The 26,617-nt window shown below is 31.8% G+C and carries 19 protein-coding genes; 5 read left to right on the top strand and 14 right to left on the bottom strand.

The window, feature by feature from the left end:
* Window positions 1–12: 12 nt before the first annotated feature.
* The 4 genes from PQF96_RS19695 to PQF96_RS19710 all read right to left on the bottom strand — a co-directional run bounded on the left by PQF96_RS19695 (window position 13) and on the right by PQF96_RS19710 (window position 3,685).
* Complete coding sequence (locus PQF96_RS19695; RefSeq protein WP_143917735.1) at window positions 13–705, bottom strand: OmpA family protein; 693 nt, start codon at window positions 703–705, stop codon at window positions 13–15.
* 16 nt (window positions 706–721) lie between these two features.
* Window positions 722–1,201: a lipocalin family protein gene (locus PQF96_RS19700; protein WP_109438633.1), complete on the bottom strand. Its 480-nt coding sequence runs from the start codon at window positions 1,199–1,201 to the stop codon at window positions 722–724.
* 196 nt (window positions 1,202–1,397) lie between these two features.
* Window positions 1,398–2,717 carry an MFS transporter gene (locus tag PQF96_RS19705; RefSeq protein WP_143917734.1) on the bottom strand — a complete coding sequence of 440 codons (1,320 nt, stop codon included), beginning with the start codon at window positions 2,715–2,717 and terminating at the stop codon, window positions 1,398–1,400.
* 146 nt (window positions 2,718–2,863) lie between these two features.
* Complete coding sequence (locus PQF96_RS19710) at window positions 2,864–3,685, bottom strand: M48 family metallopeptidase (RefSeq protein ID WP_200825172.1); 822 nt, start codon at window positions 3,683–3,685, stop codon at window positions 2,864–2,866.
* Window positions 3,686–4,066: 381 nt separating this feature from the next.
* On the opposite strand from PQF96_RS19710, the gene PQF96_RS19715 reads away from it, so the two are divergent.
* Genes PQF96_RS19715 through PQF96_RS19730 form a run of 4 tightly spaced genes read left to right on the top strand, consistent with a single transcriptional unit; the run spans window position 4,067 to window position 13,293 of the window.
* Window positions 4,067–6,973 carry a caspase family protein gene (locus PQF96_RS19715; protein WP_271767933.1) on the top strand — a complete coding sequence of 969 codons (2,907 nt, stop codon included), beginning with the start codon at window positions 4,067–4,069 and terminating at the stop codon, window positions 6,971–6,973.
* Entirely contained in the window at window positions 6,960–7,790 is an 831-nt protein-coding gene (locus tag PQF96_RS19720) for a gasdermin (protein ID WP_271767934.1), read from the top strand. Before PQF96_RS19715 ends, PQF96_RS19720 begins: the two co-directional genes overlap by 14 nt.
* A 20-nt stretch (window positions 7,791–7,810) precedes the next feature.
* On the top strand, window positions 7,811–9,577 hold the full coding sequence (locus tag PQF96_RS19725) for a hypothetical protein (protein ID WP_109438629.1): 1,767 nt from the start codon (window positions 7,811–7,813) through the stop codon (window positions 9,575–9,577).
* 2 nt (window positions 9,578–9,579) lie between these two features.
* Window positions 9,580–13,293: an nSTAND1 domain-containing NTPase gene (locus tag PQF96_RS19730; protein ID WP_271767935.1), complete on the top strand. Its 3,714-nt coding sequence runs from the start codon at window positions 9,580–9,582 to the stop codon at window positions 13,291–13,293.
* On the opposite strand, the gene PQF96_RS19735 is transcribed toward PQF96_RS19730, so the two are convergent.
* The 9 genes from PQF96_RS19735 to PQF96_RS19775 all read right to left on the bottom strand — a co-directional run bounded on the left by PQF96_RS19735 (window position 13,268) and on the right by PQF96_RS19775 (window position 24,733).
* Window positions 13,268–15,670, bottom strand: a complete 2,403-nt coding sequence (locus PQF96_RS19735) for a glycoside hydrolase family 31 protein (protein ID WP_271767936.1) — start codon at window positions 15,668–15,670, stop codon at window positions 13,268–13,270. The genes PQF96_RS19730 and PQF96_RS19735 overlap by 26 nt on opposite strands.
* Window positions 15,671–15,872: 202 nt before the next feature.
* The gene (locus PQF96_RS19740; RefSeq protein WP_271767937.1) at window positions 15,873–16,475 is read right to left on the bottom strand and encodes an NAD(P)H-dependent oxidoreductase; all 603 of its coding nucleotides are present in this window, start codon (window positions 16,473–16,475) and stop codon (window positions 15,873–15,875) included.
* A 31-nt stretch (window positions 16,476–16,506) separates the two neighbouring features.
* Window positions 16,507–18,414 (bottom strand): 1,4-alpha-glucan branching protein GlgB, encoded by a 1,908-nt coding sequence (gene glgB, locus PQF96_RS19745; protein ID WP_271767938.1) that lies wholly within the window; start codon window positions 18,412–18,414, stop codon window positions 16,507–16,509.
* Between the two features lie 12 nt (window positions 18,415–18,426).
* A complete protein-coding gene (locus tag PQF96_RS19750) occupies window positions 18,427–19,698 on the bottom strand; it encodes a glucose-1-phosphate adenylyltransferase (RefSeq protein WP_143917729.1) in 1,272 nt (423 codons plus the stop codon).
* Window positions 19,695–21,110: a glycogen synthase gene (locus PQF96_RS19755; protein WP_271767939.1), complete on the bottom strand. Its 1,416-nt coding sequence runs from the start codon at window positions 21,108–21,110 to the stop codon at window positions 19,695–19,697. Before PQF96_RS19755 ends, PQF96_RS19750 begins: the two co-directional genes overlap by 4 nt.
* Before the next feature lie 202 nt (window positions 21,111–21,312).
* Window positions 21,313–22,113, bottom strand: a complete 801-nt coding sequence (locus PQF96_RS19760; RefSeq protein WP_109438622.1) for a DNA alkylation repair protein — start codon at window positions 22,111–22,113, stop codon at window positions 21,313–21,315.
* Window positions 22,114–22,183: 70 nt separating this feature from the next.
* Window positions 22,184–22,504: a hypothetical protein gene (locus tag PQF96_RS19765; RefSeq protein ID WP_109438621.1), complete on the bottom strand. Its 321-nt coding sequence runs from the start codon at window positions 22,502–22,504 to the stop codon at window positions 22,184–22,186.
* Between the two features lie 178 nt (window positions 22,505–22,682).
* Window positions 22,683–23,417: a helix-turn-helix transcriptional regulator gene (locus PQF96_RS19770; protein WP_109438620.1), complete on the bottom strand. Its 735-nt coding sequence runs from the start codon at window positions 23,415–23,417 to the stop codon at window positions 22,683–22,685.
* Window positions 23,417–24,733: a cation:proton antiporter domain-containing protein gene (locus PQF96_RS19775; protein WP_109438619.1), complete on the bottom strand. Its 1,317-nt coding sequence runs from the start codon at window positions 24,731–24,733 to the stop codon at window positions 23,417–23,419. Before PQF96_RS19775 ends, PQF96_RS19770 begins: the two co-directional genes overlap by 1 nt.
* 232 nt (window positions 24,734–24,965) lie before the next feature.
* Between PQF96_RS19775 and PQF96_RS19780 the strand changes: the two genes are divergently transcribed.
* Window positions 24,966–25,841, top strand: coding sequence for a pirin family protein (locus PQF96_RS19780; protein ID WP_271767940.1), 876 nt, complete (start codon window positions 24,966–24,968; stop codon window positions 25,839–25,841).
* Between the two features lie 47 nt (window positions 25,842–25,888).
* Here PQF96_RS19780 and PQF96_RS19785 read toward each other — a convergent pair whose 3' ends face one another.
* Complete coding sequence (locus PQF96_RS19785) at window positions 25,889–26,479, bottom strand: hypothetical protein (RefSeq protein ID WP_271767941.1); 591 nt, start codon at window positions 26,477–26,479, stop codon at window positions 25,889–25,891.
* Between the last annotated feature and the right edge of the window lie 138 nt (window positions 26,480–26,617).

Here is a 26,617-nt window from a genome sequence, read left to right on the forward strand (position 1 = left end):
TTACAAAATGAATTATTGTTTTACTTCGTTTTGCGCATCTCTCTTCATTTTTTCGTTAGCAACAATTCCAAGTTCAACTCTTCTATTCTTAGCTCTTCCTTCTGCAGTACCATTATCATATTTTGGAAGTGTTTCACCATGAGCATATGTTGTCAAACGGCTTTTACTTATTCCTTGAGATACCAAATAGTTTGTAACGGCATTTGCTCGTTTTTGAGATAATGACATATTATAACTATCATCACCCGTGCTATCAGTATGCCCTTCTACAATAATATTAGTATCAGGATATTCTTTAAAAATACCAGCTAGTTTATTAAGGTTTGTTTTAGATTTAGCATTAATAGTTGACTGATTCGTAGCAAAATAAACTCCACTATTCTCATCAAATACTACATCAATACCTTCTCCAACACGTGTAACTTCTGCTCCTGGTATTTCTGATTCGATTTTTTGAGCTTGTTTATCCATTTTTTTACCGATAACACCACCAGCAACACCACCAACTACACCGCCAATAACAGCACCAAGTGCAGAATTTTTCTTTTTCACATTGTTTCCGATAATACCTCCAAGAACAGCTCCGGCTGCAGTACCTATTACTGCACCTCTTTGTGTATTGTTTGAGTTTTTAACAGCTTCACAACTTGTCAAAAGTGCAACCGTTATTAAGGCAACTCCTATTTTTTTTAGATTTGTCTTCATTATGTAAAGATTTGATTTATTGTATTTTATTAAAATTCATTGTAATCACAAAAGGTTTCCCTTCTAGGCTTACCGTCATTGTCCAAGTCATTGTAGCATTATCAAGATGCTGTAAAAGCATTCTATAACCAGCATTATTGTTGGTGCTTTTTTTCTTTTCATTTATTGGTTTAAATAAAAAGCTATAATCTCCATTTCCTTCTGGCTTAGGAATTGTAAATCTAAAATTTCTTGCCCCCGTAGAAACACAACTACCTTGATTTACTTCATACTTTCCAGTATTATTATTAGGAATAAATTTCCAAATACTTCCTGTAAAGCATTCAGCCGAAGCATCATTATAAAGATTAACATCAAACACCCCCGAACGATCGTAAGAAATTTTATCTAAAGACCACTCTCCTTTAAGTGTTTTTTTTGCTGCAATAACAGTCTGTTGAGTGGTATTACAAGAGGCTAGTAGCACTACTACCAGCATAAACATAAGTTTTTTCATTATTGTGGGTTTTATTATATAAAAGTAGCTAATAACGTTAACGTATCCAATATTATTATATTTCAAAATTAATATAATAATATACGAATTAATAAGTCACTGAAACTAGATGAAATACATAAAAAAAGGATAAAAATATTCTTACCAACTAATTACTGAAATCATTAAATCTATCCAAGTAACCTCATAAACAGCATTACGATTTTTTTCTGGGTACTCTAAATAATAAGACAAGACCAACTACAAAAAATAAGATCAGGAATAGTATCGAATAACGAACACTCCCGGTTACTTGAGCTATAATTCCGTACGAGAACATCCCGATTACAATACCGATCTTCTCAGACACATCATAAAAACTAAAGTAAGAAGCTGTATCTATCGCATCTTCTGGTAAAAATTTTGAATATGTTGATCTCGATAAGGCCTGAATTCCTCCCATAACCAAACCAACAATTGAAGCAGTAATATAAAATTGCATTGGCGTAGTAATTGTATATGCAAATACACAAATCCCAATCCATATAAAATTAATCACGATCAAGGTATTTATATTTCCAAATTTAGAGGATGCCTTAGAAGTAAGATATGCTCCAAGCACAGCAACCAATTGAATCAATAAAATACTAATAATCAATCCTGTTGTAGCATTCTGTTCTCCCCAATCTAACTCTTCAATACCAAAATAAGTTGCGATAAGCATAATAGTCTGCACAGCCATACTATATACAAAAAATGCACTTAGATATCGACGAAGTTTTATGTCATTCTTAAGTGCTTTCCATATCATTTTTAGCTCCTTAAAACCATTAAAAACTACAGCTTTGGTTAACACATCTTTTTTATTTCCTTTTGGAAGATAATAATAGGTGTATTGACTAAACCCAATCCACCATACTCCGACCATAATAAAGGATAACCTAGTCGGTACTCCTTCATCTTCAAAACCAAACCAATCGTATTTTAAAATCATTACAAGATTGATAATCAATAGAATTACACTTCCTATGTAGCCTAGGGAATACCCTTTTGCACTAATAGCGTCTTGTTGTTCGGGAAAAGCAATATCTGGTAAATAAGAATTATAAAACACCAAACTTGCCCAAAAACCAATCAGTGCTAAGAAGTAACAAAGCAACCCGAACCATAAGTGTTCTAAGCTAAACCAATACAAACCTATACATGATATTGCACCTAAATAACAGAAGAATTTTAAAAAGTTTTTCTTATTTCCTACATAATCTGCAATACCAGAAAGTAATGGACTTATAAAAGAAACTACTAAAAAAGCTAATGCGGTTACATAACTTATAAGGGAATCGTTATTAAAATCAAAACCCAAAAACCGAACCGTATCATTTGTAATAACACCATTAACTTTTGTTATAGTTAATGCTCCCCAGAAAATTGGAAAAACCGCAGAAGAAATGGTTAAGTTATATACAGAATTGGCCCAGTCATAAAAAGCCCAGGCGTTCAACAGTTTCTTATGTCCTTTAGGTAATACTTTACTCATGTAGTGTGAAATTAAAAATAAATCCCTCCTGATACCGAAAAAAACTTGTACAAAGCGAGATCGATGAAACTAAAAAAGCTGTTCTGATTTTTCTCAGAACAGCTTCTAAAATAAGTATAATCTTTTTAAGAATATAAACTTTACAATTATTTAAAGGTTGTAACCCCAAATTTCTTTGCTTCAGCTTTTGCTCCCGGAGCCCATGCTGTGAGATTTGCTATACGCGTATCACTTGATGGATGGGTGCTCATAAACTCTGGTGGTGCTTGTCCGCCACTATTTGCTTTCATACGTTTCCATAATTCGGCAGCTTCATCAGGATTATATCCAGCAATTGCCATTAACAATATTCCGATTTCGTCTGCTTCTGTTTCATGGCTTCTACTAAAAGGTAGCATTACACCAAATTGAGAACCAAGTCCAAACGCTGTTCCTACAATCTGTTGTGTTTGTTGATCTTTACCACTTATAGCTACTGCGGTAGCCGCTCCTGCTACTTGTTGTATTTTACCTGCACTCATTCTTTGCTGACCGTGATTAGCTAGTGCATGTGCAACTTCATGCCCCATAATAGCTGCAATTCCTGTCTCAGTTTTTGCTATTGGTAAAATTCCTGTATAAAAAACAATTTTTCCCCCTGGCATACACCATGCATTAACGGTCTCATCCTGTACAAGGTTATATTCCCATCTATAATCTTTAAGATAACCAGCATACCCTCTTGCATTTAAGTATCGTTCTGAAGCTTTTGCTATTTTCTGTCCTACTCGTTTAATCATTTCTGCATCAGAAGTTCCTTTTACAACCTTATTCTCTCCTAAGAATTGATTATACTGCTGAAAAGCCATGGGTAATATTTGCGAATTTGGCACTAACGACAACGTTTTTTTACCAGTAAATGGATTTGTTGCCCCACAAGACATAAGCAATAAGATGGATAATGAAGCTAAAATTTTTCTAATTTTCATGATAGATATACTATAATAATTATTGGTAAGTTAAAAATAGTCAAAAATCTCGGTTTATATAATTCATTTGACCTTTTTGTATTGGCTTTTTTTCGATGAAAGTATAATTTTTTCGATGATAGGCTCATTAAACCGAATCACTGTATCATAAAAGGGGTTTTTACCTTTTTATATTTGGGTGTTATTCCTTTTCAAAAAACAATAAATATCCTTATATTTATAATAGTGAAAAAGGGCACAACTATCTGATTATCAATATTTATAAAAAATCATTTTAACTACCCCATCCCCTATTTACCAAATACCTTCTGTCATATTCACTACTAATGGTTTTTCTTAACTGCAATCGTTTTTGTTTAGCAATTAAAATAATATACGATTATGAACCTGTATGCATTACTTATTGGAATCAATGAATATCATATAAGCCCTTTGCGGCAATGTGTAAACGATGTGAACAAATTCGAAATCTATCTCAAAAATCTTGAAGGTGAAAAAATCTACGATACTATTTCAATTCAAAAACTTACAGATAAAACTGCCACCAAGTCTAATATCGTTAAGAATATAAATACAGTTCTCAACAAAGCCAAGAATAAAGACACAGTCTTTCTTTATTATAGTGGTCATGGAGCGTTAGAAGAAAGTTCGGGTCGATTTAGTGACGCTCATTCTGGGACAATAGAATGTCTGGTTTGTTATGATAATGAAGGTGAAAACGAAAATAATTTTTTGTTAGCAGATAAAGAATTGCGGTATTTATTTTCAATATTTAAAAATGACCCGCATATAATTACAGTTTTTGATTGTTGCCATTCTGGAGATATGGTTAGAGCATTTAACCCTCAAAAAGATAATGGTTCCAGACAAAGAAGACTAAATGGTATATTTCCTTCAAGAAAATATAGTGATTTTATCTTTTCACAAGAGATCGATGAAGATCAAATCAAATCACAAAAGCTTGCTTCATTAATTCCGTATAAAAACTCAGTAAACATTTCTGCTTGCCTTGCATCTGAATCTTCATGGGAAGATGCTAAAGGTGGTGTTTTTACCAGATATTTATTACAACTTCTTAAAACAAAAAATAACAAAATAAACTATCTTGATATTACAAAATGGGCAAAAATAAGTCTTAAGGGAATAACTAATAAAAAACAAACACCAACTATTAGTGTACAGGGTCAAGGAAAAAACAATCACTATTCCGCGTGGTTGAACCTATATCCCAAACAAACTCAAATTGATCAAGGCGAGATATTCTTTAATAATAAAAATGGTTGGTATTATAACAAAGGATTTCTTTTTGGAATAAAAGAAGGATCTGAAATTACGGTTAACGTAAATAAACACACAACATTTACTGCAAAAGTCAAAGAGGTTACTCTTGAGGATTCTCTAATTCAAGACCCTATGGAATATGGGGTTTTACTAGATTACAAAAAATCATATCCTGTCTCTTCAGAAACAATTTATGAATCTCTTGGTATTTTTATTTCAAATCTTGATCATGATAAATATGCAGAAAATGATATAAAACTAATTGTAGAAGACATACCAAATATTAACCTCTGTAGCGCTGATCAGGCTTCTTTTTTTGTTACAATATTCAACCAAACTGTTTATATCAACTTACCAAATGATCAATACAGACCTCTAGCGGTACAAATAGATCTATTAGATACTCAATTAGATCAAGTAAAAAAAATGCTTTCTCATCAATTGAATACTTTAATTAAATGGAATTATTATCGTACCCTTGAAAATCCAGATGGAGGTTTTTCAAAAATCCCACTTAAAGTTGAAATTCGATTAGAAAAGGATCAACAATGGTTAGACATAACCAATACCGAATCTAATTTAACTACGCTTACGGACCAATTAACACGTAATGATGAATTTTATCAAAAATATCAGATAAAAGTTTCCAATACTTCAAAGGAAACCATTTTTGTTACCACATTACTATTGGGATCTGATTTGGCAATTTCTTCTGATCCTTTTGATCATAAAACCAAAAGGCTTAGACCCAAAGAATCTATTATGTTTTATGAGCATACTAGTTCTGCCTATGCTGGTTGGTCATTTGATACTTATAAAGAAATTTATAATTGGAAACATGATTGGCTACATTATAAGTTTATCATTAATAACAAAGAAGATATTACTTCGTCAATACCCAATATGACTCAGATAGGAGTTCAACCTCCAATAACTCACCTTGGTAATTTAATGGGGCATGGTGCAATTTCTGACTTTTTACCAGAAAAAACGAAATGGGGAGTATACACATCCACATTAAACCTTATTAATCCCTCATATAATATTGTTAGTAAAAAATTAATTGATCATTGGGATTGGTATTGTAATCATGAAATTTTGGCTCCGTTTATTAATTCTCTATACACAGAAAAAAAACAAAATGGATTTGCAATAGAAACAAAAATGAATACAGCTAATGTTCTGGGAGATAAAGATATCAACAGTAAAAATTTATCTGGTTTTACGATAGACATAGCTAACTATCTAGATGATAAGCGCAGATATCGAAAATTTAAGAAATCAAAGCGATTATTACCAGAATTACCTGTGATTGTTGCAGAAGGAGACTCCTGGTTTTTGTTCCCTTTTTTGGTAAAAGATACTCTGGATTATGTTATGGAAAAATATCCTTTACGCAGTATAGCTGCTGCCGGTGATGAATTACAAAATTATAGAACAAGTAGACAACTTCTTAAAGAAATAGAAAAAGAACGCCCCAAATATGTATTAATAAGTGGTGGTGGAAACGATATCATAGGCCCAGAAATTGTAAATATTCTCAAAAAAGGAATGCCATCTGGTTTAACGCCATCTGCATATCTAAATGATTTTTATGATACAAAAACCAAAGATATAGAAGCAACCTACAACTATTTTTTTAATCGAATTCATGACTTTGATTTTGTCGAACAAGTATTTGTACATGGGTACGATTATGTTCGTGCAGATCATAATGTCAAAACCATTAAAAAAGGTTGGGTAAATAAATATTTAATCCAAAAAGGAATTACACTACAAGAAGATAGAACCAATGTGATTAAGTATTTAATTGACAAGTTTAATGACTTGCTAAAAGAAGTAACCCATAAACATAAAAATGCCACATATATTGATATGAGACATTTGGTAAAAAAAGATGAATGGTATGATGAAATTCATCCTAATGATGTTGGATTTGCCAAAGTCGGTAGAAAATTTATAGAAGCTATTAACCAATTAGAATATGTATATCATGAGAATATGTAAAAACAATATTACTGATCAAATAAGAGATCTTTTTGATGCAAACCCACTTAGAGTTCCAGAAGCTAGAATACAGCCATTATGCATGTTAGAAGTACATAATAAAAAACAAAAATATTTAGGTGAATTCAAATTTTTGGTAAAAGACGGGTTTAAACATTCGATTCACATAAAAACTGCACCTGTATCAGAAGTCTCAAATGTAAAAACCAAAAAAATTGATTTCAAAATAGGGTTTGATATTCTAGGCAATTTTATTAAAGCTTTTGGTCTAGATCCGGCTGCGATAGGAGCTTCTGTAAAAGGTTCGGGGAAAATGGCATTTTCTTTCGGAAATGTGATTAGAAAATATATAGACACATTAGAATTAGGACATATTTTGGTATCTAACGAAATCAAAGGTGACTCTGATAATATTTTTATTGCAGACATTACAAGTAAAAAAGATGTACAATTAGCTTTAATTACAGATGTCTTGACCAGTACTGATTTCTCTTTATCAACATATAAGAGCAATGAAACTCATGCCGAAATAAATATTCCTTTAATACAAGAATATCTATCAAATATTGATACTAAACTTACCATTGAAAAAGTATCAGAAAATGAAGTTAAATTTAAAGGAGACACTCCCCTAACCTATGCTTTTACCTGCGTAGAGATTAATATTGATCCTGAAACCGGAAAATTTTCGAGAGGTCAATGGCTAGATAATATACGATCCTTTAATGGTACTTCTGTATCGGGTACAGAGCAAATCAAAATACCAAAATTTATGCTTGATGATAACCAGGCAAATCCATTATTAATTGACTTTTAGGTCTAAAAAATACACAAACAATGAATGAATATTTTGTTGGAGTATTTGAAAATGATGATCAAGCTCCATTACACAGTTTAGATGATGAGCGTAAAGCTATTGATGTTCTTTTACTAAAACATAAAAATATCTTTAGTAAAGAAATTATCCCTAATGAAGGTATCGATGGATTTATTAGTAAACTTCAATTACTTACTAATGATATGACCATATTTCATTTTAGCGGTCATCATGATGATGGTGATAAAGCGATCAAGTTAAGTGATGAAATATTCAATGATAAAGGATTAATAGAGATTTTAAATAATGCTCCTAAATTAAAAATGGTATTCATAAATGGCTGCTCTACTCATAAAATAGTAGAAGCTTTACATAATATACCCGTAGTCATAGGTACCAATACTCCTGTATATGATCACTTTGCTTATACCTTATCTACCAAATTTTATGAACTATTATTAAATCATAAAGATAACATCAATGAAAGTGAAAAAATAGATGACGTTTTTAAGCAAGCAAAGGGATTTTTACAAGGTCATTATAAAGCTCCTAATGACACAGAAAGAGGTTCGGGAGCAGCAGAAACTATTGAGCAAAAAGTAAATAACTATTACTTCAAAATCAATAAAGAGATCGAACAATGGCATACTGATCCAGATACTTTTCCTGTAAAAAAGAACTTTCAAGAGTTAATAGATGAGATCAGACAGGAAGAAAACCTAGAAGAAGAGTTATATAAATATTACCCTTATTTTTTGTGTATACATCTAGAAATATTATCAGATTTTAATGATATCAACAACAGTGTTTATCAGGAATTAACCAAAGAGCGTTATTGGGTTATTAGAAGTATGTTTAAAGAATTTCTCAATTTTCTTAAATTTTCTGCATACTCCATAATCTGGTCAATATCAAAAGATAAACCAAAATTTAGAACCAAATTAAGCTCACAATTAAAAGAAACGCTTAGAGACAATTTAGAACTTGGATGGGAATCAAATGTACAGTATAAAATTTCTGAAGACCTTGTTTACATTTATAACAATATTCCGGACGAATATTTGGATAAAAATCCGCTTTGGAAAGAATTAAAGACTTGTGTCCTGGAGAATCAACAGGTATTCAAAGAAGTATCAGATTTTTTCTCTACTCATCTAGAGCATAATAAAAATAGTAAACAAGATTATATAAGAACAGAACAATATCTGGAAAAGTTTATTCGAAATTTTAAATTCCTTAGAAACCTTGGTATTGAATCTATTTATGATGTTTTTTATAATCAATTTAAATATGATAATCAACGTTCTTATGTGATTAATAGATCTTATTACCCTGTTAGTAATAGACCAACAGCCTTAGACAATAAGAAAAGTGTGGTATTTGAGGTAACTGATGAGGAATCAACTCTGGATATAGATGTGCATTCTGTCTATATATGCACTACAAAAAACGGTACAGGAAAACCAAAAAGAGAACTCAATTTATCTCCTTTCTATTTGGATGTAAATTCTACCTCTGTTGCCAAAGATAAAATAAAACTATACTACCTTGATCGGTACTCAGAAGCTACTGATAAATTAATATATAAAGAGGTCATTAATGCAAGAGTAGATAGAGATAACACTTCAAAAAAGAAAAAACTTGGAGAAGAAATTGAAGTTCCATTAAATCAAGACATGATTCTTGGTTTATATAAAGATGGTAAAAAAGATATTATTGAGATAGAAGAGAAGAAAAAAATACGAGATCACTTTGAATACATAAAGAATCTAATCTCTAATTCCTAGCTATGCCACACAGAAAAGTAATATCTCCCTTTAAATTTCTTGATTCTTATAAAAAAGATGATTTTCAAAGTTATTTTGGCAGAGATAAAGAAAGTATGGATTTTTTTGAATTGTATAAAGATTCATCCATTATGATCTTACATGGGCCTTCTGGGTCTGGCAAAACCAGTCTCATCTATTGTGGATTACTTAATAGAATTAAAAGAGAGAAAAAAGTACTGAGTATTCGAAGAGATGAGGACCTTATTGAAGCCATCAAGAAAAAACTTTTTATACATCAAGGTTTTGAAAGTAAGATCGCAAATAATCAATCAAAATTAATTGATGACTTTTTTTTAGCGCAATCAGATTTAAACAAAGTATTAGTATCTATTAAGCATATTGAAGGAATGATGCTAAGTGTGGAAGAAAAAATCATTAAGCTAAAACGAAAAGATAAGATCGTACCTACTTCGACTCAACCATCTGATAATACTTCTGTAGATGATTCATTGAGCACCCAGGAATTGATTGCAAAATACAAAGAGCGATTACAAAAATTCATTACCGAAAGAAAAGGTTTATTAGAACAATTAAGAGAAGATAACAAACAAGTAACCACTATATCTAATGAAATCTATGATTACTTCATGGGTAATAGAACAAAGAACTCACAAACACCTTTTACACCACTAATTATATTTGACCAATTTGAAGAGCTTTTTGTTTATGGAACCGAAGAGGAAATTAATAAGTTTGGATTATTCTTAAAACTAATTTTTGAGTATAAAATCCCATTTAATATTATCATATCCTTACGAGAAGAATATTTTGGGCATCTGGATCAATTACAGTCTTATGTTCCGCATATATTTTATAAAAAAATACGATTAGCGCATCCAAATAAGGACGTTATTAAAAATATTATAAAAAAATCCTTTCAAGAATTTAATATCAATCAATACAAAGATCACACAAAAGAAACGTTATCTGATACAGAGAAAGATAGTAGAATAGAATTAATTCTTAATCAAATTAAAATTAAGGATAATGAATCCACTAGTTACCACCTCCCCTTTTTGCAGGTATATCTGGATAGTTTATATAAGGTGGATTATTATAGGACTTATGGAGATAAATCATCACAAAACAACAAAGAACATTTACCCCTAGAATTTAAAGAAGAAGAGATTAAAGAATTTGGATCTATCGAGCAGGTTTTAGAAAACTACATAAGAGAGGTTAATAATAAAATTATAAAAAACACCAGTAACAAACTAAATGATAGAGTTGAACATAAAGATAGTGTGATAAAGTTTTTAAGACATTTTAAAACTAAAGACGATCTTAAAAAAAGAATACCTATACAAGTCGAAAAAGACAATTATTATGTCATAAGCAATCGGAAAATATTAGATAAAATTCAAAAAGATATTTGGGGTGAAACTAATGATCTTGAATACAATGGAACCATATCTGAAATCATTAATAAGTTAAAAGAGAAAGGTATTTTAAAAGTAAGTACAGACCAAAATCTTGGGGCAGATTATACAGAGTTAAGCCATGATATTATTGCTAAAGTAATTAGTAAAATAAGAACGGAAGATGACTTTATGTTGTTGATTAAAAAAGATTTTATCTCTTCTTTTGATATATATCAGGACACTAAGGACAAAGGAGATTTACTATCTACTAAACAGATAGAACGAATGAATCAATGTATGGAGTATATCATGACCGATGACAATGCAGATCGTCTCCTACTTAAAAAACAATTCCTTAAAGAAAGTATTGAAGAAACTCAAAAAGAAGAATTAGAGCAAAAAAGACTAGAAAAAAGATTAAAAAGGTTTGTGTATTATCCATTTATTATGACCTGCTTGCTTTTTATTTTGGCAGCTTTAGCGTACTCTTTAATACGATTGGAGGAAGAAAATACAATTAACAAATTATCGATGAAAATCCATGAAAAGATGGGGTATGCTCTGCGAGATTATAATATAGATAGAACAAGTTCATTTAATCATATTTTAGAGTCAGAAAAAATTCTTAAAAAGGAAGGTGAAAATAAGAAATGGTGGCATTTGATTACTAATTTTATGGATAATGAATCAACTTCAAATTTTTCAGAAAATGATTCAATATTTAATATTGTAAAAGATTTCAAAAATGATTTTTACAAAGAATACAACAAAATCCCTTTCTATCATAATAGTGTCGCTTTGGGAGGTGATACCTTATTAGCTACAAAAACCCGAGTACAAGACGATAAGTTGTATATATTTACTTTAACATCTGATTCATTAATCCTAAAATCTATATCATTTAAAGAAAAGAACGCTCAAAACAATACAATTTTTGAAAAAACGGAAAAGCTACTTGGTTTTGAACCATTTAAACCTTTTGGCGGTAGTGAATTAATGACATTGATTGCCAAAAACGCAGCTAATGAAGATGACAAAATAATAGTACAACTCCTTAACCAAGAAGGAGAAGAACAGGTTCTAGATAAAAATAAAAATGTTGAAATTGTTATCTGGGATGCAAAGAAACTAAATGATATTGAGCATCAAAAAGGATATTCTTTTTTAATAGGAATCGATAATAAGCTTATACAACTAGAATTAGATTTACCAAATAACACTTATAAAATAAGTGTCGTCAAAGAATTTAATGGAGAAGTAAGAAAAATAAAGACCTTTAAAAACAATCCAGAACATTATTTAGTCTTGTATGGGATTAACAAATTATATTTTAGTAATTGGAGTAGACTAAAAAACAACATTGTAAAAAGTAACCTCAAATTAGAAGAAAATGATCGCATCCATACCTTCAAAATAAATAACAAAGATACCGCAACCACTGTATTATTAGGATTGAAAGGGCGAATTAAAACGCTTAATTTAAAAACGTTAAAAGTAAAAAATAACTATGTACATGATGAGCAAATCAATACCATTGATGTTAATCAAAAAGGTGAAATGCTTTTGGGTAGTCGAGATAATGGAGCTAATTTGTTGAGTACAAACAACATGTTACTGAAACAATTTATGGGACATTCGAAACCAATTCAAAATGTCTCTTTTGTGAAAGAGAACCCAAACTATATAACTACCAGTAGTGACGACAAAACTCTTAAAATATGGAACATTACCCCTATTGCTGATACTATAAATGCACTTCCCGAACGAGATCATTTAAAACCAACTAATAATGATGTATCATCGCTTAACGAAAAGAAAGCTCACTTGCTAAATTCTTTAAGTAAAGAAACACAGAGCACTCTACAAAAACACATTGATTATCTGTATGATATAGATTACTCAAGAGATAAAAAGTATGCCATTTCAGGAAGCGCAGATAATACTGCAATTATTTGGATGAAGACAACATCAAAATATACAGTGTTACAAAATTTAAGATCTCATACAGGTGACATTGTAGATGTAGATTTTTATAATAACGATTTAGTACTTACAGCAAGTAGTGATAATACGGTTCAAATTTATCAAAAACTAGACGATAAAAATCAGTTCATTCAAATCCCTAGCTTAATTCGACACGAATACAGTATAACATCTGCAGCTTTTTTTGATAATACAAGCATTATATCAAAGGATAAAAAAGGACATATCAAAGAATGGAATTTTCCTTCTTTTGATTCACTTGTTAAATCAAGAGCTTATCAAAACCCTAACGAATCTTTAAAAACTAAGCTACTATATGAAGCTCAGTAAAATCTTTAGGTACTACCAATACATTATTTTTTACATTAAAATCTATACTGTCAAAAGAAACCACCACATTATCTATTTCAATTTCTTTAATCTCAAAAGGCAAACCAATTAATTCAATTTGCATCGTTTCATATTCAGTAACATACGTTCCGTCTTTATGTTGTTGAATAATAATTTCATTTTCTTTACCAGTAAATGAGAAACTTCTTAAACTAAATCTTCCTTTGGCGTAATCATAACCATCTTGAGCATCCTCGTACACCTTAGAAACTTCTTTATTTCCTAATTTATAGTAGACTTCAAGTTTCAACTCTTCGATCTTCTTTTCACCCACATATTGCTGAATCGGATACTTTGGGATAATAGCGCCTTCTTTTACGAATAATGGTATGACATCTAAATCGGCATCTACCCACTGCTCCATTCCGCCTTTTACATATTCTCTAGTCCAGTAATTATACCAATTTCCTCTAGGGATATACATTCTTCTTCCTTTTGCATTAGGTTCTAATACCGGGCACACCAAAATCTGGTTTCCAAAAATAAATTCATCTGTTCGATAGTGTGTTTGTAAATCATCCTGATCATAAAGGACCAAAGATTTTAACATCGGAATCCCTGCTTCTGCATATTCCCAAAACATAGAATATAAATAAGGTAATAATTGATATCGTAACTCTACATATTTCCTGGTTACATCTACAACTTCTTCTCCAAAAGTCCATGGTTCCTGATTACCATGATCTCCAGAAGAATGGGTACGGCAAAACGGATGAAAAACTCCTAATTGGATCCATCTGGCATAGAGTTCACCTGTTGGATGCTCTGCAAAACCACCAATATCACTACCTGTAAAAGACATCCCACTCATACTCATACGCTGCGCCTGAATGTTAGCAATCCATAAATGTTCCCAGGTTGCAATATTATCCCCTGTCCAGGAAGATGTATAACGTTGTGCTCCAGAATATGCCGATCTGGTAATGATGAAAGGGCGTTTTGGATAAGCAAATCGCTTTACTCCTTCATACGTAGCCCTGGCCATCTGAGTACCATATATATTGTGTGCTTTTCTATGACTACAGTAGTTACCATCATAACTATGACGTACATCATCAGGGAATGTTTTACCAGGAACCTCCATAACAGCAGGCTCATTCATATCATTCCAGACTCCTTTTACCCCGATCTCGTCTATAATCTCTTTAAACAATCCTGCCCACCATTCTCTTACTTCTGGTTTGGTAAAATCTGGGAAATAACATTCTCCAGGCCATACTTTTCCTCTCATATAGGGTCCGTCTGCTCGCTTACAGAAATAATCATTCTCCATGGCCTCTTGATAGACACTATACTCATCATCGATTTTGATTCCCGGATCAATAATGACAACAGTTTTAAATCCATCCTCTGCCAGTTCAGCAACCATACGTTTTGGATCAGGAAAATACTCTTTATTCCAGGTGAAGCATCTAAACCCATCCATATAATCAATATCCAAATAAATAGCGTCACATGGAATTTGAAGTTCTCTAAACTTACTGGTAACTTCTTTTACTTTACTTTCTGGATAATAACTCCATTTACATTGATGATATCCTAAAGCCCATAAAGGGGGTAATTCTGGTTTACCGGTAAGGTCTGTATATCGAGTAACCACCTCTTGCATATCAGGACCATAAAAGAAATAATAGTTCATTTCTCCTCCTTGTGCCCAGAAACTGGTTACATTTCGTCGTTCATGACAAAAATCAAAAAAAGTTCTGAAGGTATTATCGAAAAAGATTCCGTATGCTCTTTCTTCATACAAACCAATATAAAAGGGAACACTTTTATATAAAGGGTCTTGATCCTTACCAAAAGCATATTGGTCAGTCGCCCAATTCTCAACACGTTTTCCTTTTAGATTAAGGTGCATTGGTTTATCTCCTAAACCATAATAGCATTCACCTTGAGGTGCAGATTTACTCATTTTGACGATGTTACCACCGTATTCATAACTCTGTTCCCAATGAAAACCCCAATCGTCTTTACAAATGACATTCCCTTCTTTATCAAAGATAGTGACATGAATATTTGCCTTAGCAATTCTGATTTCAATCTTTGAAGTTATTATAGTATATGCTTCATCATTTTCTTCAACTTCTAATATACTATATCCTCTAGCTCCGGTTTCACTTATTGCATATGAGAAATCATTTTCAAAATTGTTATCGGTAGCATACCTAAATCGGATTACACTTCCTCTTAGAATAGTAATCTGTAGAATTACACCATTTTCTGTAGTAAAGTTTAATTTATCTACATTTTGTGAAAAAGAAATAATCTTTCCTGGAAACAAATTTCCTTTTTGCTCAAGTTCTGTGCTAACAATCATATGGATCTATTTTTCGTTAGATGTTGGGATAGTAAAAGAACAATTTCTAAGTCATATTTGGAATCATTTTTACTACTATTTATTAAGAAAAAATCACGAAAACGTTTGAAATAACTCTTAATTAACAATTGTTTAATTATTACTCTTTTTAAGGATTGTTTATATGACCTAATCCTATTTAAAAAGTATAAAAACTAAGTTATTAGATACAGTATTCTTTTATCTTTTTTCCAATTGATTTTATAATTTCTGAATGACCCTGTATTACTTTTTCTTTGTCCAAAGTTCCTCCTAAAATTATCATTTCTTTCTTATTAAATCTTTTTCCAAGCCTATCATTAATCATCACATTTTTCATACTTTCTGCAATTCCAATTTCTTCTAAAAATTGATTTGGGTGTCCAGCAGTACAAATAACTAATCCATATTTTATAGTTTTCATTTTAGCCTCAGGTTTTGATTCCTCATTCCCATAAGCATAACCAACAGAATAAACCCGATCAAACCAACCTTTTAATTTTGCAGGGCAATCACTCCACCAAACTGGATAAACAAAAATTATGCAATCTGCCTTGTTTATCTTTTGATGCTCTTCTTTTACGTCATTCGGAATGGGTAATTCAATTTTTGCAAACCCTTCTCTTTCATATTCATCTTCATTCATATCAGTTATAAAATTCATCTCATACAAATCTGAAATTTCAAATTCTAAATGTTCTTTTTCAAGACTAGACTTCAATTGTTCTAAAATTTCATGGGTATAAGATTTTTCACTTGGATGACAATATATGATTTGAATTTTCATTCCTATACAGCTTTATCTAATCGTCTTTTTATTATTCTATACTAAAAACAACAGCACCTAATGGTGGAATAGTAATCTCTACAGAATATGACCTATAATGCCAATCTTTTTGTTCAATTACAAGTTCTTTTTCTGTACTCATACCACTACCTCCATATTTTGAATCATCACTACTAAACAATTCAACTAATTTTCCTTGTCTAGGTAATCCTATACGATAATTGGTTCTGGGAACCGGTGTAAAATTACAAGCTACAATCAATGACTTTTCGTCTTTGTTTCCTTTTCGTATATAAGCAATGACAGAATTATCATGATCATCATAACTAATCCATTCAAAACCAGAATTACTAAATTGTTGCTCGTATAATGCAGGATTATTTTTATATAAAATATTGAGATCGGTAATTATTTCTTTAATTCCTTTATGATAATCATATTGAAGTAAATGCCAATCCAGGCTTTTTTGAAAATCCCATTCATCATGCTGTCCGAATTCTGCACCCATAAAAAGAAGGTTAGTCCCCGGATGAGTGAACATATAACTATATAACAATCTTAGGTTAGCAAACCGCTGCCATTCGTCTCCCGGCATTCGACCAATGATACTACGTTTACCATACACTACTTCATCATGTGATAGGGGCAGCATAAAATTTTCGGTAAAAGCATAAGTCATACTAAATGTAAGATCATTTTGGTGATGTCTTCTATAGATGGGTTCTTTAGCAAAATATTGTAATGTATCATGCATCCATCCCATCATCCATTTCATTCCAAATCCTAATCCACCAGAATATGTAGGTTTAGAAACCATAGGAAAAGATGTAGATTCTTCTGCAATAGTCTGTACATCCGGAAAACTGTTATACACTTCAATATTCAGTTCTTTCATAAATGCAATAGCTGCAAGATTTTCTCTACCCCCATATATATTAGGTTCCCATTCTCCTTCATCTCTAGAATAATCAAGAAAAAGCATAGAGGCTACAGCATCTACACGTAATCCATCTGCATGATATTGATCTAACCAAAAAATAGCATTACTAATCAGAAAACTTTTTACTTCATTACGTTCATAGTTAAAGATCAGGCTCTTCCAATCGGGATGATATCCTTTTCTTTTATCAGGATGCTCATATAAACAGGTACCATCAAAAAAGCCAAGTCCGTGCGCATCTTCAGGAAAATGTGATGGCACCCAATCCAAAATAATCCCAATATCATTTTGATGTAGTTTATCTACGAGTAATTTAAACTCTTCTGGATAACCAAAACGTGATGTAGGAGCAAAATACCCTGTTAACTGATACCCCCAGGAAGGATCATAAGGATACTCCATAATTGGCATCAGCTCTACATGAGTAAACTGCATCTCTTTTACATATGCAACTAATTCATCAGATAATTCTGTATAAGAAAGAGAACGATTTTCTTCTATCCTTTTCTTCCAGGATCCCAGGTGTACTTCATATACCGAGTAAGGTGCGTCACTGGCATTATGTCTTTTGCGCTTTTGCATCCATTCCTTATCCTCCCAGGCATAATCATCATCCCAAACTACTGAAGCTGTTTTAGGAGGATGCTCGCATCGTCTCGCATAAGGATCTGCTTTTTCAGTTTTAATATCATTCTCATTAGAATGAATTTTATATTTATATACATTTCCTTTTCCAACTCCAGGTATAAAACCTTCCCATATACCCGATTTATCCCATCGCACATTCAATTGATGTTCTCCTTCAACCCAGAAATTGAAATCACCAATTACAGAGACAGATTTTGCTGCTGGTGCCCAAACAGCAAAATATGTACCTTCTACTCCATCTACTGTTGTAATATGTGATCCAAATTTCTCATATAACCGATAATGATTACCTCCTTTAAAAAGATTGATATCAAATTCTGAAAAGAAGCTAAAGGGAGTTACTCCACCCATATACAATTAGTATTATATTTTAAAATTATCTGGAATAACGCAACGACTTTTAATCACTACTACTCCGTCTTTTATTGCATATGCATCTTGTTCTGTATCTTCTAAATGCGAACCTCCTTCTATACTTACATCATTACCTATTCTGGCGCCTTTATCAATTATAGTATTCTTAATATAACATCTATCTCCTACTCCTACATGAGGCAATCCATTCTGTTTATCTTCTTCTAATTCACTAATATCCTGATATAAATTACTACCAATCATATAGGTGTTTTTTATGACCGTATCTTTTCCTATTCTAGAACGAATACCAATTACAGAACGATCTATTTCTTTAGCATTAATAATACAACCTTCTGCAATCATCGATTTATTGAGTAATGTTCCAGAAATTTTAGAAGGAGGTAATATACGGGGTCTTGTCAATACACTATTGCTCTTATTAAACAAATCAAACTGAGGTATGTCATCTGTTAAGTTAATATTTGCTTCAAAAAAAGCTGAAACATTTCCTATATCTGTCCAATAGCCTTCGTATTGATAAGCCAAAACTTTATTTTTATTAATTGATTGTGGAATAATCTCTTTACCAAAATCAACAGTATCTGGATTTGATAAAATATCGATTAAGAGTTGTTTATTAAATATATATATCCCCATAGAAGCAAGATAATTTCTATCTTCATTTTTCATTTCTTCACTCACTTCTGATTCCCAACCTGGTAATTTATCTAAACTTGGTTTTTCAGTAAAAGAAGAAATAAAACTTTCATCATCGGTTTTAAGAATCCCAAATTGTGTAGCTTCTTTGGGTTTAACAGGAATAGTAGCTACAGAAATATCTGCTCCTTTTTCAATATGTGAATCTAGCATTTCATTAAAATCCATTTGATACAATTGATCTCCAGAAAGAATTAATGCATATTCGAATTCGTGATTTAATAGATGATGCATCGATTGTCTTACCGCATCCGCTGTTCCTTGATACCATGTTTTATTATCAGGAGTTTGTTCTGCCGCCAGAATATCAACAAAAGCATCACTAAAACTACTAAAAACATATGTGTTCTTAATATGCCTATTTAAGGAAGCAGAGTTAAATTGCGTAAGGACAAACATCCTCTTTATATCACAATGAATACAATTTGAAATTGGAATATCAACTAATCTATATTTTCCTGCAATAGAAACTGCAGGTTTAGATCGTTGATCTGTAAGAGGTGATAATCGAGTGCCCTGGCCTCCGCCCAAAATAATAGCGAGAACTTTTTTGTTGATCATTTGCGTTGTATTAGTGATTCATATATATATTTATATTGATTTGCCGATCGATCCCAAGAATGATCGATCTTCATAATTTTTTTCTGAATAGCCTTGTATTTTTTTTGATCATTATAGAGTGTTACTGCTCGTTGGATAGAATAACAAACATCCCATACCAAAGCACTATCATGGCAGATTCCAAAACCTCCATCTCCGATATCAATTACGGTATCTTTGAGTCCTCCTGTTCTTCTAACAATTGGAATTAGTCCATATCGCAATGCATACATTTGATTAAGTCCACAAGGCTCTACCCTTGATGGCATTAATAAAAAATCTGCACCTGCATAAATGATATGAGATAGTTTTTCATCATAGCCAATAAATGTATTATATGTGCCTTCGAATTCTTTACACAATGATTGTAATTGCTCTTCTACTTCTGGAATTCCAGAACCTAAAATCAAAACGTTTACTTCATTCTTTTGTAGAACTTCTTTACTAATCTCTGGTAATAAATCAGCACCTTTCTCTCCCACAAGTCTTCCGATAAATGCAAAAAGAGGTTTTTCTATATCTAAATTAAAATGATCACAAATCCACTTCTTATTTTCTTTTCTTCCAGAAACAACATTTGTCATTTTATAATTCTTCACTACCATTGGGTCTGTCTCAGGGTCCCATGTACTAGTATCTATACCGTTAAGAACTCCTGTGCATTTTTTATTTTCACTTCGTAACAAAGCTTCTAAACCATTGGCTTGTTTTTGAAGTTCTTTCATATAATTAGGAGACACTGTAGTTACTTTCCATGCACATTTAATTCCAGATGCAAGTGGATTAATACAATTATCCCAATCCAAAAGACCTATCTGTGTTTTATCAAATGGTGGGAGATATTCTAATCTATCATATGATAGTTGCCCTTGATATTGCGCATTATGAATCGTTAATATAGAAGGTACTCTCCTAAGTGCTTCATAAGGCTCTGCATGACTCATTAAAAAAGGAATCAATGCAGTGTGGTGATCATGACAATGTATTATATCAGGAATACTTTGAGTTGTAACTACCCAATCCAACACTGCTAATTGAAAAGCTATTGATCGTTCTGCTTCATCATTATATCCATATATATTAGCTCTATCTAATACTCTTGGGATATGAAGAAGTGAGACCATAAATCCTAAATCGGGAGAAACAATATTTTGTATTGAATATTGATGAATTTCTTCTCCTAAATGAATGGTTCCGCTATGAACTTTTTTTAATTCTGCTTCTTGTGTAAATTTATTATCCGGAAATGGCATTACTACAGTTGCATTTATGCCTGAATCGTTTTGATATTTGGGCAAAGCACCTACAACATCTGCAAGTCCGCCAACTTTTGCAATAGGATAACATTCAAAACTTGTGTGGAGAATATTCATGAATAAAACAGCCTTTTTTTAACCTTCTACCTCTATTTTTAAGATCTGTTAAAGCTATAAAAAAGCAGATAAAATTCCCCTATTATTATCCCAAAAAGAAGCAGGGATAATAATTATTTAATAAAAAAATAACTAAAAAAATTCATATTTGATACTATTATCTCAATATCACATGAAATATTCTAAATAAGTAGTTGCTGTATTATTTATGAATTGTACGTAATGCTTTTTTAAGAATATAGAGGGATTCTTTTGTGGGAGATTCTTCTTTCCATTGATCACATATCCTTTTAACCCAATCAGGTCTTGTTTTACTAGCATCATTTAACCAGTTTCCTACAGAATCTCTTACATACTTAGATGAATCTGATTTAAGAGGATTTAGTAAAATAATTCCTTTTTCGGGATTTTCCTTGAGTTCGTCAATTTTCTTAGTCCATACACCTATGGGCCTGGTAACTTCTGCAACATATCTTCTAATATTTTCATCTGTACTCGAGGTCCATTTTGATAATATGGCAATAGCAGTATCCAAATCTTCTATAATGGCTTCTTTAGTGGCAAATATTGCTACTTCTCTAACTCCAAAATGTAAATCAGCAGCATATGGTTTAATAGCCTTTAAACGTTTTGTGATATCTACTTCCTTTATGCCGGCCCAATATGCAGCCCAACATCTTGGAACATCAGAGTTATGCTTAGAAAGATATGCTAATATGTTTTGATCATTAGTCAATTGTAAGAAAGTTACTCCTATAATTTTGGTATTGGCATTTGCAGATGGCTTTTTTTGGGCAGACACGGCTTGATAAAAACTATCATACCACTCAGGTTTACCAAGAGTATCAAGGATACCTTTTAACAATACTAATTGATCAACAGCCAACCATTCCATGAGATTGGCGGTTTCTATCAACCCTTTATTTAAATACTCTATTACTTCTGGATCAAGATCTTTTAAGCTGCGCGCTCCTTTTCTATTAAGAATATGTTCTGGAATCATATGTTAAGATAAAAATGCTATCAAATCTATTAAAAATGATAGCATTAAAATTATATTTACTATTAAAAAGTTATTCCTCAAATTGATTAAATGCATCAAAATGATACATTTGAACAGATTCAGGTTTTATAACACTAAAAGTCTCGAGGGCCTTTTCATTTTTCATGATTTCGGTAGACGCCTCTTTAGCAGATTTCATATCACTCCAGTACACAATATCTGCATATTTACCTTCTCCATTACTGGCTGTGGTTCTCTCTATGAATCCATAATATAATTTTAATACATCATTAAGAGAAGCCAATGCTGTTTCTGCATCTTTCTTTGAATATCCTGGATTTACTTCAAATAATACGAGTTCTACTACTCCTGGTTTGGTTTTCACTGACATAGGATTGTGATTAAGTTTTGTTGAACAATTAAACAATAGGTTGATCATGATAATGAGAATTAACCTTTTTGTGGTTTATAATTTTCATCAAAACTAAATTGAGCATATGACAACCCTATGTCAGGAGTGTTTTTACAGATAAAACAATTTTTAAAAATCTACTTGATAATCGCAGGAGTCACTGGTTTTCTTTAGGTAATGAATGCTCATAATCAGAGTGTTCGGAAGTAATCCAGTCCTCATATCTAAGTTTATAATATTCTTCTAATGTAAAATGTTTTGGAGGAAATAATTCTTGTGTTTCAATAAGGTTTATAATACGATCAGTTCTAAATTCTCGATAATCTTTTCTCAATCGACAATGTGCAATCATAATCCAGGTATTATTCGTAAAATACACTCCTAAAGGTTCTACTAATCTTTTACTAAATTCCTTTGATGCTTTAGTGTATTGAATTTCGAGAACTCTAAAATCTGTAATTGCCTGTTGGATTACAGATAAAGAAGTACTTGGATTAATTTTGGTTCTATTATACGTAAAAACCCGTTGTTCTAAAATTTCGAGCTTTTTCTTTTGTGTAGTTTTGAGCACTGCAATAACTTTTTCTACAGCTTCCTGATATTCATCGATTAGCGATTGATCATTATTAGTACTTATAATTTTAGAAGCTGTTAATAAAGCATTAGCTTCTTTTTCTGTGAACATCACTGGTGGTAGAGAATATCCATCTACGAGATAATACCCTGTACCTGCTTCTGCACCAACAGGCACTCCTGCATCTGTTAATGCCTGCATATCCCTATATATGGTACGTAAACTTACCTCAAACTTGTCTGCTAGTTCTGCTGCTTGAACAATTTTCTTGGATTGCAATTTTACTAATATTGCAGTTAATCGATGTAAACGTTTCATTATTCAGTTTCATATTCATCTGATGCTTCTGCATCATCAATTTCACTTAAGTCTGTTGTATTATTAATGAAGTATTCTGTTTCTTCTACACCTTCTTCTAACTCTTCATTTGCTTCTTCTACAGGGGTAGGATTTCGTTTTTTATCACGTATCATTCCCCATGTCATAATTAAACTAGTTCCAATAATCACAAATAATAATATTCCAGGTTCAAATCCCTCTATAGCAGCTTCTGCCGGAATAGCATAAAAAAGAAGTACGGTGATCAATCCTCGTGGAGCTATAAATAACTGTGGCGAAATATCTTTTCCCATAAAGAGACGTAATAACCCATATCGAATTGCATAAATCGAGATTAATATTAAAACACTAATTAAGGTAACTTTGAGACTTAATAATGATGATAACACAATTGTGATTCCGAAAATCACAAAGAATAGCGTACGCACAACAAACGCTGTTTCTGCGGTAATTACATGCAGTTCATGATATATAGATTTTGCTTTCTCAAAATCCAAATACCCCCTAAGTTTCCCCTGGAAAAACAACTTCATATTTGCAATTACTAACCCAAAGATCAGAATAATAATTAAAGAGGATAAGTGCATCTTTTTCCCTAAACCGTACAATAGTAATAACACAGCGATAAGCAAAAATAGTTTTACCTGACTTTTAATTTTCTGGAAAATTAGGATAATAGCATAACTCGCTACAAGCGAAATTACTATGGTAAGAATTAGATTTAGAAAAAAACCACCAACTCCTGCATCTTCTGCAGGATTTAATCTTCCGGTTAAGAAATAAAATAGCATAATACCCAATATATCAGAAAACGTACTTTCATAAACATGAAATTCTTTTTTAGCTTCTGATAACCCACTTACACTAGGGATAATAATAGCACTTGATAATATCGATAATGGAGTTGCATATAACCAAGCTGATTGCATCGTCATGCCTTCAACCAAAGCTTTTAGTATTACTGCCGCTATAAATGTTGAAGCTACTAAACCAATTAATGCGATTGCCATTGATTTAAGAATAGGCATTAATTTATCACTCTTTAACTTCAATTCGAGAGCTGCTTCTAGTACAATCATAATCAAACCTACAATACCTAATACTTCGAGCATTGGGAAAAAATCAATAGAGTCTCCTCCGAAAGCTTTAAGTACATACTGTAAAATGATTCCTAAAATAATTAATAAAAGTACCGCTGGTACACTAGTTTTTTTGGCAACACCATTAAAAATAAAAGATAAAATAATGATTAGTGAAATTCCAATAATGACATTATAAGAAGAAAAAATTTCCATGAGTAGGTTTAAGGTTGATTGGTATTAGTTGTTCGTATTTAAAAACGAATGAAAAGATAGTAAATTATTTTAAAGTAAAAGAGCTACCAAATTCAATATACATAGTCTTTGCACATTATAATTTGTAAACCATTATATTGAGTAGAATATTGTATTCTCGGTTAATATTTTTTTAACATAATTCGTATGTAAATACCATATCTTTAAATGCAGTATCAAAACTTCTTTATCTATGTCAAATCAAGGGTTAATTATTGAAGAACGAAGTCGGGACATTGGTGATTTCTTAGTAGGAAGACTTATTCCTTTTAGAAAAAAGAGAATGGTAGGCCCATTTATTTTTATTGATCATATGGGACCAACCGAAATCAAAGAAGGTCATTATATGGATGTTGATCAACATCCTCATATTGGATTATCTACTCTGACATATATGCTCGAAGGAGAAATTATGCATCAAGATAGTATTGGTACTAACCAAAGAATTTCTCCCGGATCTGTAAATTTGATGGTTGCCGGCAAAGGGGTCACTCATACAGAACGTACTCCACAGGACCTTAGAAATAATGGAGTATTTACTGCTCATGGGTATCAAATATGGATTGCATTACCTAAAGACTTTGAAGAGATTGATCCAGAATTTTATCATTTTGATGCCAAGGATTTACCTGTATGGCAGAATGGAGGAGCAGAATTTCGTTTAATCGCAGGAAAAGGTTATGGTTATACTTCTCCTGTTCCTGTATATTCTGAATTATTCATGATTGATGTTAAATCAAAACACTTACATGAATTACATATTAAAGGAGAATTGAAAGGTGAAATTGGTATTTGTATTGTAAAAGGAGCAATCAAGGCTTGTGAAGATCATATCCCAGAAGGAAATATGCTGGTTTCTAAAACTGAAGATAGTTGTAGTATCACTTTACTTCCAGATACTCATGTCATACTGTTTGGAGGAGAAGCTTTTGAAGAAGAACGACACATCTACTGGAATTTTGTATCTACTAGTAAAGAAAAAATAGAAGCTGCAAAAATGCGTTGGAAGGAACGCGATTTCCTCACAGTTCCTAACGACAACTCGTATGTTCCTTTACCAGAATTATAAGAGATTTCAAACACGCTCCAGAGAGGTACAATAATTTATATTTTGTATTACACCAATTCCCTTCTCAACTCATTCAAAGAAATATTACTATTAATGAGCCTGGTAACTACTTCCCCTCTAAACTCATCCAAATCATCATAGTCATAGTATTTTGCCCATTTATAGGTTTCAAGAAGGTTTTTAATTTGTTTAATTAACTTTCGAGTAGCATCTGCAGAACGTAATACTGCTACTTGATCATAATTTGGGTTATCCTTATGCATATAGCCAACCTTTTTGGTTTCAAAATCAACCGAAATATAATATGCATCAACATCGGGATCCAGATTTTCTCTAAAATCTCCCCATTCAGCAAATCCTAACCTTAAATCATCAATTTCAGCAGGAAAATCAGATACCAGTCGCCATTGACATTTTGCCGCTCTACCCCAGTGGTTAGACATTCGATACACTCCATGTTTTGTATAATAGTAAGTACTTCCAGATTCACTCCTATAATTGGGTTTTCTTTTTCTGATTTCTCTTAGAGGTACTCCCCTAAATACACAATAGGTTTTATTAAAAAAGTTATAGCGCGTGTATACCTTTATATTCTCTTTTTCCTGATTTTCCAATATTTCTTTTTTTCCCGATGGCAAAGAAATCACATTTTTTTCAAAAACTAAAAACAAGTTTTTAACATATTTTACCACTCCCTAATTTATGATCTAATAATTTGTAATATCAAAATCACTCCTTCTATCAAACAGAAAAAATATTACATCATATTTAATCAG

It is taken from the genome of Aquimarina algiphila, assembly GCF_947494415.1.
Taxonomy (GTDB): Bacteria; Bacteroidota; Bacteroidia; order Flavobacteriales; family Flavobacteriaceae; genus Aquimarina; species Aquimarina algiphila.